Source organism: Telluria mixta (assembly GCF_029223865.1).
In the GTDB taxonomy this organism is placed as follows: domain Bacteria; phylum Pseudomonadota; class Gammaproteobacteria; order Burkholderiales; family Burkholderiaceae_D; genus Telluria; species Telluria mixta.
The window spans coordinates 807,986-823,646 of record NZ_CP119520.1 but is presented as its reverse complement, the minus strand read 5'-3'; the positions used below and the strand labels follow the sequence as shown (position 1 = coordinate 823,646).

The window sequence follows — 15,661 nt, the reverse complement described above, 5'->3', positions numbered from 1 at the left end:
GGCAGAGTGGATCATGGATGCGTATGAAGGGTCAGCGCCTGCGTCAGCGCAGGCATGTAGGTGCGGCTCGCGCGCAGCAAGGTGCCGTCGCGCAGGCGCAGCAAGGCGTCGCGGTTCGTCAGTGCGCGCAGTTCGGCGACGACGTCCAGGCGCACGATGCTGGATCGGTGCACACGCTGGAACCGGGCCGGGTCGAGCCGCCGGGCCAATGCCTGCAGCGGCTCGCGCACGAGGTACGTCCTGCCGCCCGCGTGCAGGGTGGCGTAGTCGCCGTCGGCCTCGATGCGCTCGACGTCGGCCGCGTCGACGATGACCGTGCGGCTGCCCACGCGCACCGTGAAGCTGCGCGTCCACGCGGCCGGCGCGGCGGGGCGCAGGTGCGCGAAGGCCGTGCGGGCGCGGTCCAGCGCGTCGTCCAGGCGGTCGTCGTCGACGGGTTTCAGCAGGTAGTCGAGGGCGGCGAGGTCGAACGCGCGCACGGCGAAGCTGTCGTGGGCCGTGAGCAGGATCGCCAGCGGGCGCTCGGGGCGGGGCAGGGACGCCAGCATGTCGAGGCCGTTCTTGCCGGGCATCTCGACGTCCACGAACACGAGGTCGGGCCGGATGGCGGCGAGGCCCGCGGCGGCCGTGTCGCCGTCGCCGTATTCCGCCACCAGTTCCAGGTCCGCGTGGCGCGCCAGTCTCGCCTTCACGGCGAGCCGGGCCAGCGGTTCGTCGTCGACGATCGCGACGCGCATCATGCCGCCACCCGCAAAGGCAACGTCAGCGACACGTGGAAGCGGCCGTCATCGCGCCAGCCCGCGTCGACCCGCTGGGCGTCGCCGTACAGATGGCGCAGCCGGTTCGCCACGTTGGCCAGGCCGATGCCGCCGCCGGCTTGCGACGGCCGCGCGCCGTCGTTGCGCACGTCCACGCACAGGCGGTCGTCGGCGCGGTCGACGCGGATGTCGATACGGCCCGGGGCGGCCATGGGCGCGATGCCGTGGCGGACGGCGTTCTCGACGAGCGGTTGCAGCATCAGGTAGGGCACGGCGGCATCGAGCAGGTCGGGTCCCGCGTGCATCGCCAGCTGCAGGCGTTCGCCGAGGCGGGCCTTTTCGATGTCGAGATAGGCTTCCGTCAGCGCCAGTTCCTCGGCCAGCGTGTGCTCGTGACGGCCGTCGTGCGCCAGCGTCGCGCGCAGAAAATCGGACACGCGGGCGAGCATGCGGTTCGCGTCGCGGTTCGCGCCGGCCGCGACGAGGGCCGAAACGGCGTTCAGCGTATTGAAGAGGAAGTGCGGATTGACCTGCAGGCGCAGCGCGCGCAGTTCCGCGTCGCGCGCGTCGGCGAGCGCCTGCGCGAGGCGCAGCCGGGTGCGCTGCAGCGACAGGTAGTACACGGCCACCGCATGCATCGCGCAGAACGCGACCAGCGCGAGCCAGCAGCCGTCCAGGCCCCGTACGAGCTCACCCCAGTGGTAGCCCGTCTCCAGCCCGAGCGCGATCGACAGCCACTGGCCCAGCAGCGAGTTCACGACCGCCATCGCGTAAGACGCGGCGAGCAGGACGAGCGTCATCGTCCACCACGCGCGGCCCTGGCGCCACAGGGCGCGCTGCAGCAGGACCAGCGGCATCGTCCAGGCGGCGCACGCGACGAAGAACAGCGCGCGAAACATGGGCGCGTAACCGTGGCCCAGCGCGGGCAGGCCGAGGATCACCATGCACGCGAACACCGGCAGGGCGGCGAGGACGGGGACGAGGAGCGGGGTGTCTTCTTTCACGGCGGCGTGGTGTGTTGACGGATCGGCCATTCTAGCCCGCGTCACTGGTGGACGGAATACAGCATCGCGACAATTTTCCAGCCGTCGTCCGTGCGCACGAGCTGCCACGTTTCGCTGCCGCGGTTCGTGACCTTGCCGTCGGCGAGGAAGTCGAAATCGAACCACACGGAGGCGACGGTGCCGTTCGCGCGGACGCGTACGTCGTAGAAGCGTTCCTCGACCGGCCTGGCGCTGTGCGTGACGAATTCGGAGAACTCCTGCCATGTCGACGACTGCAGGCGCTGCGCGGCCGGATTGCGCGCTTTTGCCGCCGCATACGTCGGTTCGTCCAGCACGGACCACCAGCTGCCGCCTTCCTGCACGAACAGCGAACCGAGCGTCTTGCCGTCGTGCGCGACGATGGCGGTCTGGAATTGCTGCACGAGCTGGCGGATGGCCGCGTCTTCGGCATTGGCCGCATGTGCAGGAGCGGCGAGGCAGAGGGCAAGGAGGAGAGAGAACAAGGCGCGCATGGCGGCTCCCGATATGGAAAGACACTACGATAGGAGTGTCCGCACGCGCGGGCCAGCACGTTGCGCCGGACCGTGCGCGCCGTGCGGCAAACCGGTGACCGCTCAGCGCAGCAGCGCGACAAGTGCCGCGCACGCGGCTTGGGCACGCTCGGGCGGCACGTTGGTCACGCCCAGCAGCAGGCCGCCGGGCGCATCATCCTTGCGCGCGCGCCACCACGACAGGGCGGATGGCGCGAGGCCCGCCGTGCGCGCCCGCGCGGCCAGCTCGGCATCGTCGACGCCCTCCGCCAGCGGCAGCAGCACGGACAGGCCGGCCTCCGCGTGTGCCAGGCCGAGATCGCGCAGGCAGGCGCACAGCGCGGCGCGACGCTCCGCATACACGCGCTTCATGTGGCGCAGGTGGCGCAGGTAGTGGCCGCCGCGCAGGAATTCCTCGATGGCGAACTGGATCGCGGGTGCGGGCGCCGCCGCGGCGGCATCGGCCACGTCGGCGACGGCCGGCGCCAGCGCGGGCGGGACGACGAGGAAGGCGACGCGCAGCGCCGGGGCGATCGTCTTGCTGAAGGTCCCGATGTGCAGCACGCGGCCGGCATGGTCGTGCGCCGCCAGCGCGGGCGTCGCACGGGCTTGCAGTTGCAGCTCGCCGAGGTAGTCGTCCTCGACGATCCAGGCGCCGCGCGCCGCGGCCCAGTCGAGCAGCGCATGCCGGCGCGCCAGCGACAACGTCATGCCCAGCGGCGCCTGCTGCCCCGGCGTGACGACGGCCAGCGCCGCGTCGGGTGCCGACGCGATGCCCGCCGCCACATCGAGCCCCTCCGCATCGACGGGCACCGGAGACGGCGTCACGCTATATTGCGCGAGCACGGCGCGCGCCGATGCATAGCCGGGATCCTCGACCCACGCGGTGCGTCCTTCCAGCCGCAGCGCGCGCAGCGCGAGGCCGAGCGCGGCGGCATGGCCGTTCGCGACGAACACCTGCGACGGGTGACACGCGATGCCGCGCGCGATGCCGAGGTAGGCCGCGATGGCGGCGCGCAGCACGGGTTCGCCGCGCGGATCGGGATACCTCAGAGGCTGCGCGGCCGCCGCGCGCGCGGCGCGTCCCATGATGCGCGACCACGTCTTGAACGGGAACACGTCCTGGCCCGGCACGCCGACCTGGAACGGGACCGGTGCGGCGAGGCGCCGCATAGCAACATCCTGCGGCGCTGCCGGGCGTTCCGGCGCGGTGCCCGCACGCACTGCCTGCCGCGCCACGCGCGTGCCGGCCGCGCCGGCAGTGACGATGAGCTGCTGGTCGCGCAGGCTGTCGTAGGCGGCGCGCACCGTGCCGCGCGCGACGCCCAACTGCACGGCCAGGTCGTGCCAGGACGGCAGCCGGGCACCGGGAGACAGGCGGCCGTCGTGGATGGCGGCGCCGATCGCGGCGGCGATCTGGCCGGCGACGGGCGTGCGCGCGGCACGGTCGATGTTTATCGAAAGGTCCATGCGCTGAATGGTACAGGGATTCATGCAATTCTTGCGTCTTTTGCCTGATCCAAACGGTAACTACGATGAAAGCCTCATCCACCGTCACCCTGAAGGATCCCATGACCCTCATCCACCTCATCGCCGCCTTCGCGACCGCGCTGTTCACCTGCGCGACCTGCGGTGCCGCGGACGACGGCGCCACCCGCGCCGCGCACGCCGGCCAGCCGCTGATCGGCCAGCCGGCACCCGCCGCCGTCCTGCGCACGCTCGACGGCGGCACCTTCGACCTCGCCAGCCGCTACGGCCGGAAGCCCGTCTATTTGAAATTCTGGGCCACGTGGTGTGCACCGTGCCTGCAGCAGATGCCGGGTTTCGAACGCATCCACCGGCAGTACGGCAAGCGCATCGACGTCATAGGAGTCAATGCGGGCTTCAGCGACACCGAGGCCGACGTGCGCGCCTACCGCACGCGCCACGGCCTCACGATGCCGATCGCGCTCGACGACGGCAGCCTGGGACGTCGCCTGAACCTGCGCGTGACGCCACAGCATGTGCTGATCGGCGCCGATGGCCGCATCGCGTACGTGGGCCATCTCGACGATGCGGCGCTGCATGCAGCACTCGACAAGGCCGCGGCGGCGCCGGCGCAACCGGTCGCGCTGGCGCCGCAAGCGCAGGCTGCGCGCGTGTTCCGTGTCGGCGACAAGGTGGCGGGCCTCGATCTCCCTGCCGGCGCGGCCGGCAAGCCGCGCGCGCTCGTGTTCTTTTCGCCGTGGTGCGAGACCTACCTGCGCGAGAGCCGTCCCGCCACCGCGCGGGCCTGCCGGCGTGTGCGCGAGGACGCCACGCGGCTCATGAAGGAGGGCGGCGTGGACTGGCTGGCCGTGGCCGCGCCGTTGTGGACGTCGGCCGCCGAACTGGCGGCCTACGCCAGGGCGCATCCCGGCACGCCGCCACTGGCGCTCGACCGCGACGGCGCCGCGTTCGCCGCCTTCGGCATCCGCGCGATCCCGAGCATCGTGCTGCTCGATGCGGATGGCCGCGTGGCGCGCGTGCTGGGGCCGGAGGAGCGCGGGCTCGACGCCGCGCTGCACGCGGTGAGGGGGCGATGATGAAGAAGAGCGATCTTGCCTGCCTGACGATGCTGGCCGCGCTGTGGGGCGCATCGTATTTGTTCATGCGCGTCTGCGCCGGCGAATTCGGCGCCATGACGCTGGCGGGTGCCCGCGCCGCCATCGCCGCCGCGCTGTTGCTGCCGCTGCTCGCTGGCGACTGGCGTGTACTGTGCCGGCACTGGAAGCCGGTGCTGCTCGTGGGCCTGACGAATTCCGCGCTGCCGTTCGTGCTGTTCGCGCTGGCGGCGCTGGGCATCAACGCGAGCCTGTCCGCCATCTTCAACGCGGCCACGCCGCTGTATGCGGCCGTCATCGGGCGTGTGTGGCTGGGCGAGGCGATCGGCCGCACGCGCGCCGCCGGGCTCGCGCTCGGCTTCTGCGGGGTAGTGTGGCTCGCAGCGGAAAACGCTGGCTTCAAGTCCGGCGCAGGCGATGTCAAGACCGGATGGGCGGTGCTGGCATGCGTGGCGGCGACGATGCTGTATGCGTTTTCCGCCCACTTCAGCAAGCGTTATCTGACAGGAGTGCCGCCGCTGGCCGTCGCCGCGGGCAGCCAGCTGGCCGCCGCGCTCATGCTGGCACCGGCCGCGCTGGCGCTGCATCCGGCGACGTTCCCGTCGGCGCGGGCGTGGGGCGCGCTGCTGTGCCTCGGCGCGCTCTGCACGGCGCTTGCGTACGTGCTGTTCTTCCGCCTGATCGCCCGCGTGGGCGCGGCGAAGACGATGGCCGTGCCGTTCCTCGTGCCCGCGTTCGGCGTGCTGTGGGGCGTGCTGTTCCTCGGCGAGACGTTGACGAACGCGATGGCGGCCGGCAGCGTCCTGATCGTGCTGGGGACGGCGCTGGCCACTAGCCTGATCAACCCTGCGCGGCCGCGAGCAGCGCATCCGCTTCCGCAGCGCGGCGCGCGGCCGGACGCGAACTGACGCGGTCCATGTAGGCCATGATCTCGGGCAGCTCGGGCACCAGCTTGAACATCGTGGCCCAGCCGAGCGAGATGCCCCACAGGACGTCGGCGGCGGAGAAGCGTTCGCCCAGCAGGTACGGCCCCGCACGCAACTGGGCCGTCAGGGTGGCGAGCATCGTGTCGAAGTCGCCGTACGGGCACATCATCGGCGGCGTGGGCTCGCGCTTCATGGCGAGGTCGGTGATCGCCGGCTCGAACGCCGAGCCGTAGAACGCGAGCCAGCGCAGGTAAGGACCGCGCAGCGGATCGGCCAGCGCAGGCGCGAGGCCGGCTTCCGGGAACAGGTCGGCCAGGTAGATGAAGACGGCCGGCTGCTCCGTGACGAGGGCGTCACCGTGGCGGATGGCGGGGACCTTGCCCATCGGGTTGACGGCCAGGTAGTCCGGCGCGCGCTGCTCGTTCTTCTTGAGGTTCAGCACATGCAGGTCGTAGGGCGCGCCGAGTTCTTCGAGCAGGATGCGGGCGGCGCCGGAGCGCGAATTCGGAGCGTGGAACAGGGTCAGGTTCATGGGGTCCTCGTGATGGCGGTGAGACGACAGAGTAGGCGCACGGGCCTTCGCGGTCTTGGAAAAACGCGAATGCTAGAATCCTCCGATGAGCAATCTTCCCACCGTCACGGACCGCGCCAAGGGCGTGGTCGCGCCGGCCCTCGCCGGCAAGATGTTCCGGCTCGGCCGCTACCTGCCGCCGCCCGATCTGGCGCCGTTCCTCGACCATTACTGGATCGTCGAGTGGGATCTGCAGGGACGCCCGCCGCACACGCAACGCACCTTGCCTTACCCGTGCGTGCACGTCGTGTTCGACCGCGCCCGCACGGGCATCTGGGGCCTGACGACGGGCTCGTTCGATTACGAATTGAAGGACGCGGGCAAGGTATGCGGCCTGCGTTTCCGCGCCGGCGCCTTCCGCGGTTTGCTGGGCCGGCCGCTGCACACGATCACGGACAAGGTGCTGTCCTTGTCCGACGTCTTTCCGTGGGACGAGGCAGCGGCGCAAGACGCCGTGCTGGATACGGCGGACGATGCCGCGATGGTCGAGGCGGCGGGGGCGCTGCTGCGTTCCGTGCTGCCTGCGCCCGATCCTCAGGTCGACCGGATCGCCGCCATCCTGCGTGCGGTGGAATCGACGCCCGGGCTGACGCAGGTGGAGGAGCTGGCCGCGACGGCCCAGATGGGCGTGCGCAGCCTGCAGCAGCTGTTCAGCGAGTACGTGGGTGTGAGTCCGAAATGGGTGATCCGGCGGTTTCGGTTGCACGAAGCGGCGGATCGCTTGGCGCAAGGCGCCGACGTCGACCTGGCTGCGCTGGCGCAGGGGCTCGGGTATTTCGACCAGGCGCACTTCACGTCGGACTTCCGGCGGCTCGTGGGCAAGTCGCCGGGACGGTATCGGGAGGAAGCGCGGCAGGCGGGAGGGCCGGCAGGAGTCACGGAATGATGCGACTACAAGACTTGGCGGGCCTTGGGCCAAAATCCGTGGACATGCTCGCGTGTGCGGGCATCACGACCGTAGAGCACTTGCGAGCAGCCGGCTCGGTGCAAGCGTTTATAGCCGTGAAGCGAGTTGGCCAGCCGGCCAGCCTGAATCTGCTGTGGGCCTTGGAAGGCGCGCTGACTGGCCGACATTGGAAAGACGTTGCCAAAGTCGACAGAGCGCGCTTATTGATCGCTCTCGATCAAGCCGAGTCGATCGGTTAGCAAATATTGTTGGACATTCTCAGTCCAGGTCATCCTCATCCGCCCCGCGCTCCAGCTGCGGAATGACTTTCACGAGCAGGATGCGTGGCCCGTTCGTCTTCTTGACGACGACGTCGAACTTCGGAAACTCGATCCGCTGCCCCTGCTTGGGAATATCCCCCAGCTTGGCCATCAACAACCCGCCGACGGATTCGACCTCGTCCAGCCCCATCTCTTCGTTGTTGATGTCGATGCCGAGCACGCGTTCGAGCGAGACGATCGGCAGGCTCGCCTTGCCGATAAACGTGCCGTCGCCCTGCGGCAGCCAGTCGTTTTCGTTGAGGCGGAATTCGTCGCGGATCTCGCCCACGATGGCGCCCAGCAGGTTGTCCAGCGTGATGAAGCCGACGGGGCGCTTGCCCTTTTCGCCGATCAGCGCGAAGTGCGGGGCGCCGCCGCGGAAGCGGCGGAACAGTTCGATCGCAGGCGTGCGTGCCGAGATCAGATCGACGGGGCGCAGGTATTCCGTCAGGTCGTCGACGTCCTTGCCCGACTGCTCCGCGAAGAACAGGTCCTTCAGGTGGATCACGCCCAGCACTTCCTCGCCGTCCTCGTCGAAATACGGATAGCGCGAAAAGCGGTTGCGGCGCATCGTGTCGAGATTCTGCTCGAGCGAGCGGCTCGCGTACAGCGCGCTCACCTCGTTAATCGGGCGCATCAGGTCCGCGACCGTGTGCTGGGCAAACTCCAGCGACTGCGCGAGGATGTGGCGCTCGTCGTGCGTGAAGCGCTCGCCCGGCGTGCCCGTGTTCGTGCGCAGGATCAATTTGAGTTCGTCGTTCGAGTAGTGCGTCTCGTGGCCGCCCACGCCGGACAGGCCCGCGACGCGCAGCACGAGGTTGGCGCTTTCGTTGAGGAGCCAGATGGCCGGGTACATCGCCCAGTAGAAGCCGTACAGCGGCACGGCGCTCCACAGGCCCACCGCTTCCGGCACGCGGATCGCCAGCGACTTCGGCGCCAGCTCGCCCACGACGATGTGCAGGAACGAGATCACGCTGAACGCGACGACGAACGACACGCCGTGGATGATCTGCGGGCTCGTGACGCCGACCAGCGAGAATACGGGTTCCAGCAGGTTCGCGAACGCCGGTTCGCCGACCCAGCCCAGGCCCAGCGACGCGAGCGTGATGCCCAGCTGGCAGGCCGACAGATAAGCGTCGAGCTGGCTGTGGACCTTGTAGAGGATGCGTCCGCGCAGGCCGCCCGTTTTGGCGATGGCGCGCACGCGGGTCTTGCGCAGGGTGACGATGCCGAATTCGGCCGCCACGAAGAAGCCGTTCAGCACCACCAGCAGCAGCGCGAGAACGACGAGCAATACGTTTTGCATAGAAGGTATGTTTACTCGAAAGGCAAAAGCCGAGCTGCATTGTAACGGTCAGGCCGCCGGGTGCGTCGATTTTCGCGATCCCGCCAGGATGGCCTCGACCGCCGGGTGCATGATCTTGCGGTCGCTCGAGATCATGTAGAACTGCTCGCGCACCGTCGGCACCGATCCGACCCGCACCGCGCCGAACTGCTCGGCGACGTCGTCCGCCAGCGCGGCCGGCGCGAAGAACAGGCCCAGGCCGCGGCGGCCGAACGTGTTGAGCAGGGCGTTGTCCTCGAACTCCCCGACCACGTCGGGCCGCACGTGGTGCTGCACGAACCATTCGTCGATCTTGCCGCGCAGGGCATTATTACGTGCCGGCAGCAGGAATGGCGCGCCGTTCAGGTTCTGCGGGAACTCGTCGCCCGCGCCGTAGCGCTGCGCGAGCGCGGGCGTGCCGACGACGACCATCTCGCTGTCGAATAGCTGGTGGCTGAACACTTTCAGGGTCGCGCCGGCGCGCACTTCGCGGTCCGTCAGCACGACGTCGAGCTTGTGCAGCGCAAGGTCGGCCAGCAGCGCCTCGAACTGGTCTTCGTAGCACACGATGCGCACGGGCCGGTCCATGCGCGTGACGGCTTCCAGCATGCGGTAGGCGGACAGCTTCGGCAGCGAGTCGGAGATGCCCACCGTGAGGCGCGTGCGGCCGCTGTCGAACTCGTTCAGCGCTTCCTGCATCTGCTCGCCCAGCAAGAAGATCTGGTCGGCATAACCCAGCGCCAGCCGGCCCGCTTCCGTCAGCACGAGGCGCCGGCCCTGCTGCGCGAACAGCGTCTTGCCCAGCGACTGCTCCAGCAGCGTCAACTGCGAACTGACCGTCTGCACGGCGAGTCCAAGGCGCTCGGCGGCGCGCGTGATGCCCCCTTCGTTGGCGACGACCCAGAAGTAGTACAGGTGGCGGAAATTGATGTCGGATTTCATTATCACGTGAATAACGCAGGTTTTTTCGAAGTGATTCTCTTGTTATCTTCGCTTTTTCAATTGGATCATCACCCCTACACTGCGCCTTGTCAACAACATACATCCCGAAAGGGGAGAAGAGAATGAAGCATTTTAGGGTGTCATTCATCGTCACGGCGCTGTGCCTGCTGGGCTCGGCCTGGTGGGGCTACGAGCATGCCGGTGTGGCCGGCGCGCTGACGGCGATGGGTATCGCCGCGATTCTCGCGGTGATGGAAGTCTCGCTGTCCTTCGACAATGCGGTGGTCAACGCCTCCGTGCTGAAAACGTGGGACGAGTTCTGGAAAAAGCTGTTCCTGGGCGTCGGCATCATCATCGCCGTGTTCGGCATGCGCCTGCTGTTCCCGCTCGTGATCGTCGCCGTCGCGGCCGACCTGGGCCTGATGGACGTGTGGAACATGGCCTTGCAGGATCCGAAGCAGTACTCGATGCACCTGACGAACCACCACGCGGAAGTGGCGGCATTCGGCGGCATGTTCCTGCTGCTGGTCTTCCTGAACTTCCTGTTCGATGAAGAGAAGGAACACCACTGGCTCGGCCACTTCGAAGAGAAGCTCGGCTCGCTCGGCAAGGTGTCGTCGATCGCCGTGATGATCGCGATCGGTGCCCTGATGGCCAGCCTGTCGCTGGTGCCGGAAGCCCAGAAGATGGTCGTGCTGATCTCGGGCCTGTGGGGCATCCTGATCTACGTCGGCGTGGATGTGCTGTCGAACCTGCTCGAGAAGTCGGAAGAGGGCGGCGGCGATGTCGGCGAGATGGTCAAGCGCGGCGGTATCGGCGGCTTCCTGTACCTGGAAGTGCTGGATGCATCGTTCAGCTTCGACGGCGTGATCGGCGCGTTCGCCATCACCAACGACGTCGTGATCATCATGCTGGGCCTGGCGATCGGTGCGATGTTTGTGCGTTCGCTCACGGTGTACCTGGTGGAAAAGGGCACGCTCGACCAGTTCGTGTACCTGGAGCACGGCGCTCACTACGCGATCGGCATCCTGGCCTTCATCATGCTGGCGAGTATGAAGTTCCACGTGCCGGAGTTGGTCACGGGTCTGGCGGGTGTCGCCTTCATCGGTGCCTCGGTGTGGTCGTCGATCCGGTATCGCAAGAAGCAGGAAGCGTTGGGTGTGGGCGGCAAAGAGCTTGCTCACGTCGAATGAACGAAGAAGTACTTTTAACCTGAAGGAGAATCATCATGGCAATCAGCTTGCAAAAAGGCGGTAACGTCAACCTGTCGAAGGAAGCACCGGGCCTGTCCAGCCTGAAACTGGGCCTCGGCTGGGACGTGCGCGCCACCGATGGCGCCGCGTTCGACCTGGACGGCGTCGCGTTCCTGCTGAACCAGTCGGGCAAAGTCCGCTCGGATGCCGACTTCATCTTCTACAACAACGCCAAGTCGGCCGACGGCTCGGTGCAGCACTCCGGCGACAACCGCACCGGTGCCGGCGAGGGCGATGACGAGACGCTCAGCATCGACCTCTCCAAGGTCCCGGCCGACGTCGACCGCATCGTGCTGGCCGTGACCATCCACGAAGGCGATACGCGCCGCCAGAACTTCGGCATGGTCGGCAAGGCGTTCATCCGCTGCATCAACGCGGCCAACAACAGCGAGATCGCCCGCTACGACCTGTCCGAAGACGGTTCGACCGAATCGGCCATGATCTTCGGCGAGGTGTATCGTAACGGCGCGGACTGGAAGTTCCGCGCAGTGGGCCAGGGTTTCAACGGCGGCCTCGGCCCCTCGCCAAGAACTATGGCGTGAGCGTCTAATTTAAAACGCCGGCCTGAAAGGAAGCCAAATGCCAGTGTTTACCGTGACCGGGGACGTCGATCCCTTCCTGCATGTGTCAATGAAGCGCGGGGAAACCATCTACTGCGAATCGGATGCGATGGTCATGATGGAATCGACGCTCGACCTCAAGGGCAAGATGAAGGGGGGCCTGGGCAGCGCGTTGATGCGCACCTTCGCCAATGGCGAGTCGTTCTTCCAGCAGCATATCGAAGCGACCCGCGGCGACGGCGACTGCCTGCTGTCTCCCACGCTGCCGGGCGCGATGCAGGTGGTCGACTGCGGTCCGAACCAGTTCATCATCAGCGACGGCGCGTTCGTCGCGGCCAGTTCCAGCGTCGACCTGCGCGTGCGCACCCAGAGCCTCGGCAACGCGCTGTTCGCCCAGAGCGGCGGCTTTTTCGTGACCGAGACATCGGGCAGCGGCCAGGTGGTCGTCTCCGGCTTCGGCTCGATGAACGTGCTGGACGTGGAACCGGGCAAGGACGCGATCATCGACAACTCGCACGTCGTCGCCTGGGACAGCACCCTGCACTACGAGGTCTCGATCACGACCGGCACCAGCGGAGGCTTCCTGGGTAACCTGATCAACAGCCAGACCAGCGGCGAGGGCCTCGTCCTGCGCTTCTCCGGTCGCGGCAAGATTTATGTCTGTTCGCGCAACCGCGCCACGTTCAAAGCGTGGATGCAGGCGCCCGGACGCTGACAATCAAAGGAGTAATTCAAATGGCAGTCAATCTGCAGAAGGGCCAGAAGATCTCGCTGGAGAAGGAAGCCGGCGGCGCCCTGTCCCGTGTGACGATGGGTCTCGGCTGGGACGTCGCGAAGTCCGGCGGTTTCTTCGGCTTCGGCGCGAAGAGCCAGTCGGTCGACCTGGACGCCTCCGTCGTGCTGTTCGACGAAGCGAACCGCCCGGTCGACGTGGTCTGGTTCCGCCAGCTGAAAAGCCGCGACGGCAGCATCACGCACACCGGCGATAACCGCACGGGTGCCGGCGATGGCGACGACGAGCAGATCGTCGTCGACCTGCGCACGGTGCCGGAGAGCGTGAAGTCGCTCGTCTTCACCGTCAACAGCTTCACGGGCCAGAATTTTTCGACGGTCCAGAACGCGTTCTGCCGCCTGTTCGATACGAGCAACGGCAAGGAGATCGCGCGCTACGACCTGTCGGTGCAAGGCTCGCACACGGCCCAGATCATGGCCAAGCTGTACCGCCATAACGGCGAGTGGAAGATGCATGCGATCGGCGAGAACGGCACCGGCCGTACGTTCGACGACCTCATGCCGCTGATCGTCCCGCACCTCTGATGTAACGTTTTTTGTCGTCCCTGCGGACCAGTCTCCGTCCGCAGATCCAACGTGGGCGGCTTGGCGCCCACGCCCTTTAACGGCCTCCTTGCGAGGCCGTCTTTTTTTGTAATATTGCTTGACCTTGGGCGCTTTTCGGTCTACTGATTTTGGCGCCTGGTGTTACTTGAAGCGCTCGGGTAAGCGGAGGTTTAACGGGATAGGCCGGCACGTTGCTATCGACTCTCTTTGGCCAGTTCGAACCGAGCAAGTAGCAAGGTTGATAACGCAATTGGTTGAGTTATCAGCTAGTGGACAGTTTGCGCCCTTCACCTTAAAAAGCCGCTATAAAGACTTCGAAAAGTTCCTTTTCTGGTGTGACGCGAACGAACGATCTGATGTGCCGCACGACGTATCATCTGCACGTCGCGCCATCCACGCTTATATTTTTGATCTGCAACATGAAATAATTGCTGGGACCATCGCAAATAATGCCGCCGTAACGATGCAAACTGCGGCCATCCGTATTCTTCAAGAGCACCATGGTGTCTCGATCAATGACTAAACCTGATTCGAGAAAACCGCAAATGCTACGTGGACAGCTTGCAGCCACATTCTGTCGTGCACCCTTCAATCGCGACCGGTATCCATTGACGGCAAAAGACTTGCCGTCGGTCTAGATTTGGCGAAAGCTAGAGCAATTTATGCTATTTTCGAATATCTAAATGGAGGATCTCGCCTAACAAAAGATAAGTATTTAGAAATAGTGCCCGAGCCTCTTCCGCAGTTGATTCAGAATGCACAGCAGACGAAACACGGTCGAAAAGATTGCTCAAGTTTTGGCGGAGTCTTTGCTTGCGGGACTGACTGTTCGTTCGCTGGTGTATAAATGCATTGATTCTATTCTGGTGCTTCGACGCATCAAGCTTAAGTTTATTTCCGCCAATCTCAATTATCTCATCAGATGCCGGGAAAATAGAGTCTGCGAAAGATTCGATTATTCGTCGACAAGTTGTCATTGCGTGGGTGATGGACTCGACGTCGCCGTCACTCAACCTATCCATCACAGCAGGCAATTTTTCTAAGACATCGCCACAATGTTGAGAAATCAGCAAATCCACTTCTTTTTTGTAATTTTCAAAAATAGATTCGGCAAGACTATCAAATTCTTTCTCGTAATAGACATTGCTAACAAATTCATGCAACAATGCAAGAACTCGAGTGCGAATTCCACTAAGAGTCGCAATGTAAGTAGCGGTTGACGACATCGACTTTGTAACACTGGAAATGGCAGCCAGCGCATAATCACTACTGGAATCAGGAGTGCGCATCGAACTAAGTTTTGACTTCTCAGCCAATATTGCAGCTTCATGCTGAGCCAATGGACCCCAATAACCCCTTTTGTTTTCCTTGTCGGTCCATCGACCAGTTAGACTCATGTATTTAAGTGAAGTTTCACAATTAACATAGTAACCGCCCATTTCCCTTTTTAACCATAAGCGAATCTCATCATTGCCAACCCACCTGGCAAGTCTTGATGCTTTCAAAATTAGATTCTCCGGTGGAGTCCTTGAAAGTTCGATATCGTCTAGAAGTTCTCGAGCCAACTCAAGCACGTGTTGGGAACGAGATTGCTTCCTCACTCCTTGAGATTGCGGCGTGATATTGGATACTTGGCTCATTGATTATCTATATAGAATATTCCTAAACTCTGAATCAGAGTAAATGTTTTATAACCGGTCTTGGCTGACTGCTACCGGATAGTGTACATCAACTGTCGATGTTCGATCTCAGCAGCTGTTCGTCTACCTGTTAGAGGAACTAAGCGCCTGACATGCTTGCTTCTCTGGCAATCTCTGCCGCTGTCGTCTCTTGAGCATGTTTTCGATCTATGTCTAATGCAGCAAGTGCCAGCTTGGTTTTTGCTGTCATCGCTTGTGAGACGTCGCGATTTGCACGGTCAAGTTGATTTTTTAATAAGGCTTGGGCTTGAGGTGCGGGCACATTTGCAAGCCTACGCATTGCAAAATACGCTGCCTTAAGATCCTCGCTGAAACTCTGAATTACTCTCCAGTTCGAATGAAAGAAATCAGCCGTCGCCCAACCTAGGTCTTTTCTATAAGCAGAATCATCGTCCCCAAGTTCCTTAATAAAGCGTAACATCGTTTGGAAATTCGAAAGAGAACGAACAAATTGGACGTAGGTTGCGACGCCTTCTTCCGGTAGTTTTGATAGTTGATCTGGAGTGAGCATCGATCCTGATAAGAACTCGATCTGAGTGTCAACAACGATATTCAACATGCCTGCCATGGAGAAGCTCTTTAAGCTTTGCTTAAATTCATCCTTTTGTACTTCAATCGCGATTGCTGCACATGCTGCGTGCGACAGATCAAATTCTTTGTCTTTTAACTCCTCAGTCAAACTTTTAGGCAGAAAAATTTTTAAGATCGATGTTACCGCAATCTCTGTGGCGATAAAAGCGGAAAGATGGACAAAATGGACGTGCGCAAGACGCTGTTCAGTTTTTTCGATGCTTCTTCTATCTAATGTTTTTCTAACATAAAAGCTCAGCGCTGCCGCAATTAGGGCGCCTAACAGTGCTGTCAACAACGTTTTCCAAAACATAAAATCCATATTATTGAGCTCCAAGAATCATTTTGGTTTGTATTTATTTGGGGAATGTCAAGGGGCCCAGTAACTTCCTGGGGA

At 63.7% G+C, this 15,661-nt stretch carries 17 protein-coding genes and 1 pseudogene; 9 read left to right on the top strand and 9 right to left on the bottom strand.

What is annotated here, in order from left to right; all coding sequences use genetic code 11:
• Positions 1–11: 11 nt before the first annotated feature.
• The 4 genes from P0M04_RS03630 to pdxR form a co-directional block, all read right to left on the bottom strand.
• Positions 12–740, bottom strand: coding sequence for a LytR/AlgR family response regulator transcription factor (locus P0M04_RS03630; protein ID WP_259448712.1), 729 nt, complete (start codon positions 738–740; stop codon positions 12–14).
• Positions 737–1,762 carry a sensor histidine kinase gene (locus P0M04_RS03625; RefSeq protein ID WP_259448713.1) on the bottom strand — a complete coding sequence of 342 codons (1,026 nt, stop codon included), beginning with the start codon at positions 1,760–1,762 and terminating at the stop codon, positions 737–739. The genes P0M04_RS03630 and P0M04_RS03625 overlap by 4 nt, the downstream gene beginning before the upstream one ends.
• Positions 1,763–1,803: 41 nt before the next feature.
• A complete protein-coding gene (locus P0M04_RS03620; RefSeq protein WP_259448714.1) occupies positions 1,804–2,274 on the bottom strand; it encodes a nuclear transport factor 2 family protein in 471 nt (156 codons plus the stop codon).
• 102 nt (positions 2,275–2,376) lie between these two features.
• Positions 2,377–3,762, bottom strand: coding sequence for a MocR-like pyridoxine biosynthesis transcription factor PdxR (gene pdxR / locus P0M04_RS03615; RefSeq protein WP_259448715.1), 1,386 nt, complete (start codon positions 3,760–3,762; stop codon positions 2,377–2,379).
• Between the two features lie 65 nt (positions 3,763–3,827).
• Between pdxR and P0M04_RS03610 the strand changes: the two genes are divergently transcribed.
• Positions 3,828–4,856, top strand: coding sequence for a redoxin family protein (locus tag P0M04_RS03610; RefSeq protein ID WP_259448716.1), 1,029 nt, complete (start codon positions 3,828–3,830; stop codon positions 4,854–4,856).
• Entirely contained in the window at positions 4,853–5,782 is a 930-nt protein-coding gene (locus P0M04_RS03605) for a DMT family transporter (RefSeq protein ID WP_259448717.1), read from the top strand. The genes P0M04_RS03610 and P0M04_RS03605 overlap by 4 nt, the downstream gene beginning before the upstream one ends.
• Here the strand turns inward: P0M04_RS03605 and P0M04_RS03600 are convergent.
• On the bottom strand, positions 5,715–6,332 hold the full coding sequence (locus tag P0M04_RS03600) for a glutathione S-transferase family protein (protein WP_259448718.1): 618 nt from the start codon (positions 6,330–6,332) through the stop codon (positions 5,715–5,717). The genes P0M04_RS03605 and P0M04_RS03600 overlap by 68 nt on opposite strands.
• Before the next feature lie 85 nt (positions 6,333–6,417).
• Between P0M04_RS03600 and P0M04_RS03595 the strand changes: the two genes are divergently transcribed.
• Positions 6,418–7,257, top strand: a complete 840-nt coding sequence (locus P0M04_RS03595) for a helix-turn-helix domain-containing protein (protein ID WP_259448719.1) — start codon at positions 6,418–6,420, stop codon at positions 7,255–7,257.
• Positions 7,254–7,517 (top strand): TfoX/Sxy family protein, encoded by a 264-nt coding sequence (locus tag P0M04_RS03590; protein WP_259448720.1) that lies wholly within the window; start codon positions 7,254–7,256, stop codon positions 7,515–7,517. Before P0M04_RS03595 ends, P0M04_RS03590 begins: the two co-directional genes overlap by 4 nt.
• A 19-nt stretch (positions 7,518–7,536) precedes the next feature.
• Here the strand turns inward: P0M04_RS03590 and P0M04_RS03585 are convergent, their stop codons facing one another.
• Together P0M04_RS03585 and P0M04_RS03580 are read right to left on the bottom strand one after the other, a co-directional pair.
• On the bottom strand, positions 7,537–8,883 hold the full coding sequence (locus P0M04_RS03585) for a hemolysin family protein (RefSeq protein WP_259448721.1): 1,347 nt from the start codon (positions 8,881–8,883) through the stop codon (positions 7,537–7,539).
• Between the two features lie 48 nt (positions 8,884–8,931).
• Positions 8,932–9,843, bottom strand: a complete 912-nt coding sequence (locus P0M04_RS03580) for a LysR family transcriptional regulator (protein ID WP_259448722.1) — start codon at positions 9,841–9,843, stop codon at positions 8,932–8,934.
• Positions 9,844–9,965: 122 nt separating this feature from the next.
• Here P0M04_RS03580 and P0M04_RS03575 point away from each other — a divergent pair, with 122 nt between their 5' ends.
• The 5 genes and pseudogenes from P0M04_RS03575 to P0M04_RS03555 all read left to right on the top strand — a co-directional run bounded on the left by P0M04_RS03575 (position 9,966) and on the right by P0M04_RS03555 (position 13,517).
• Positions 9,966–11,036, top strand: coding sequence for a DUF475 domain-containing protein (locus P0M04_RS03575; protein WP_259448723.1), 1,071 nt, complete (start codon positions 9,966–9,968; stop codon positions 11,034–11,036).
• A 35-nt stretch (positions 11,037–11,071) separates the two neighbouring features.
• Positions 11,072–11,646, top strand: a pseudogene (locus P0M04_RS03570) (TerD family protein).
• 29 nt (positions 11,647–11,675) lie between these two features.
• On the top strand, positions 11,676–12,371 hold the full coding sequence (locus tag P0M04_RS03565; protein WP_259448725.1) for a TIGR00266 family protein: 696 nt from the start codon (positions 11,676–11,678) through the stop codon (positions 12,369–12,371).
• Between the two features lie 20 nt (positions 12,372–12,391).
• Positions 12,392–12,973 (top strand): TerD family protein, encoded by a 582-nt coding sequence (locus P0M04_RS03560; protein ID WP_259448726.1) that lies wholly within the window; start codon positions 12,392–12,394, stop codon positions 12,971–12,973.
• A gap of 259 nt (positions 12,974–13,232) precedes the next feature.
• On the top strand, positions 13,233–13,517 hold the full coding sequence (locus tag P0M04_RS03555; RefSeq protein WP_259448727.1) for a hypothetical protein: 285 nt from the start codon (positions 13,233–13,235) through the stop codon (positions 13,515–13,517).
• A 142-nt stretch (positions 13,518–13,659) separates the two neighbouring features.
• On the opposite strand, the gene P0M04_RS03550 is transcribed toward P0M04_RS03555, so the two are convergent.
• Together P0M04_RS03550 and P0M04_RS03545 are read right to left on the bottom strand one after the other, a co-directional pair.
• Positions 13,660–14,634: an AbiTii domain-containing protein gene (locus P0M04_RS03550; RefSeq protein ID WP_259448728.1), complete on the bottom strand. Its 975-nt coding sequence runs from the start codon at positions 14,632–14,634 to the stop codon at positions 13,660–13,662.
• A 139-nt stretch (positions 14,635–14,773) separates the two neighbouring features.
• Positions 14,774–15,586: a hypothetical protein gene (locus P0M04_RS03545; protein WP_259448729.1), complete on the bottom strand. Its 813-nt coding sequence runs from the start codon at positions 15,584–15,586 to the stop codon at positions 14,774–14,776.
• Between the last annotated feature and the right edge of the window lie 75 nt (positions 15,587–15,661).

What these genes read in the sequence shown, in the direction of transcription:
- P0M04_RS03575 (WP_259448723.1), top strand. Translation starts at nt 9,966, where the DNA reads ATGAAGCATTTTAGGGTGTCATTCATCGTCACGGCGCTGTGCCTGCTG.
- P0M04_RS03560 (WP_259448726.1), top strand. Translation starts at nt 12,392, where the DNA reads ATGGCAGTCAATCTGCAGAAGGGCCAGAAGATCTCGCTGGAGAAGGAA.
- P0M04_RS03600 (WP_259448718.1), bottom strand. Translation starts at nt 6,332, where the DNA reads ATGAACCTGACCCTGTTCCACGCTCCGAATTCGCGCTCCGGCGCCGCC.
- P0M04_RS03545 (WP_259448729.1), bottom strand. Translation starts at nt 15,586, where the DNA reads ATGGATTTTATGTTTTGGAAAACGTTGTTGACAGCACTGTTAGGCGCC.
- P0M04_RS03585 (WP_259448721.1), bottom strand. Translation starts at nt 8,883, where the DNA reads ATGCAAAACGTATTGCTCGTCGTTCTCGCGCTGCTGCTGGTGGTGCTG.
- P0M04_RS03610 (WP_259448716.1), top strand. Translation starts at nt 3,828, where the DNA reads ATGAAAGCCTCATCCACCGTCACCCTGAAGGATCCCATGACCCTCATC.
- P0M04_RS03620 (WP_259448714.1), bottom strand. Translation starts at nt 2,274, where the DNA reads ATGCGCGCCTTGTTCTCTCTCCTCCTTGCCCTCTGCCTCGCCGCTCCT.
- P0M04_RS03590 (WP_259448720.1), top strand. Translation starts at nt 7,254, where the DNA reads ATGATGCGACTACAAGACTTGGCGGGCCTTGGGCCAAAATCCGTGGAC.
- P0M04_RS03565 (WP_259448725.1), top strand. Translation starts at nt 11,676, where the DNA reads ATGCCAGTGTTTACCGTGACCGGGGACGTCGATCCCTTCCTGCATGTG.
- P0M04_RS03630 (WP_259448712.1), bottom strand. Translation starts at nt 740, where the DNA reads ATGATGCGCGTCGCGATCGTCGACGACGAACCGCTGGCCCGGCTCGCC.
- P0M04_RS03595 (WP_259448719.1), top strand. Translation starts at nt 6,418, where the DNA reads ATGAGCAATCTTCCCACCGTCACGGACCGCGCCAAGGGCGTGGTCGCG.
- P0M04_RS03580 (WP_259448722.1), bottom strand. Translation starts at nt 9,843, where the DNA reads ATGAAATCCGACATCAATTTCCGCCACCTGTACTACTTCTGGGTCGTC.
- P0M04_RS03605 (WP_259448717.1), top strand. Translation starts at nt 4,853, where the DNA reads ATGATGAAGAAGAGCGATCTTGCCTGCCTGACGATGCTGGCCGCGCTG.
- P0M04_RS03550 (WP_259448728.1), bottom strand. Translation starts at nt 14,634, where the DNA reads ATGAGCCAAGTATCCAATATCACGCCGCAATCTCAAGGAGTGAGGAAG.
- pdxR (WP_259448715.1), bottom strand. Translation starts at nt 3,762, where the DNA reads ATGGACCTTTCGATAAACATCGACCGTGCCGCGCGCACGCCCGTCGCC.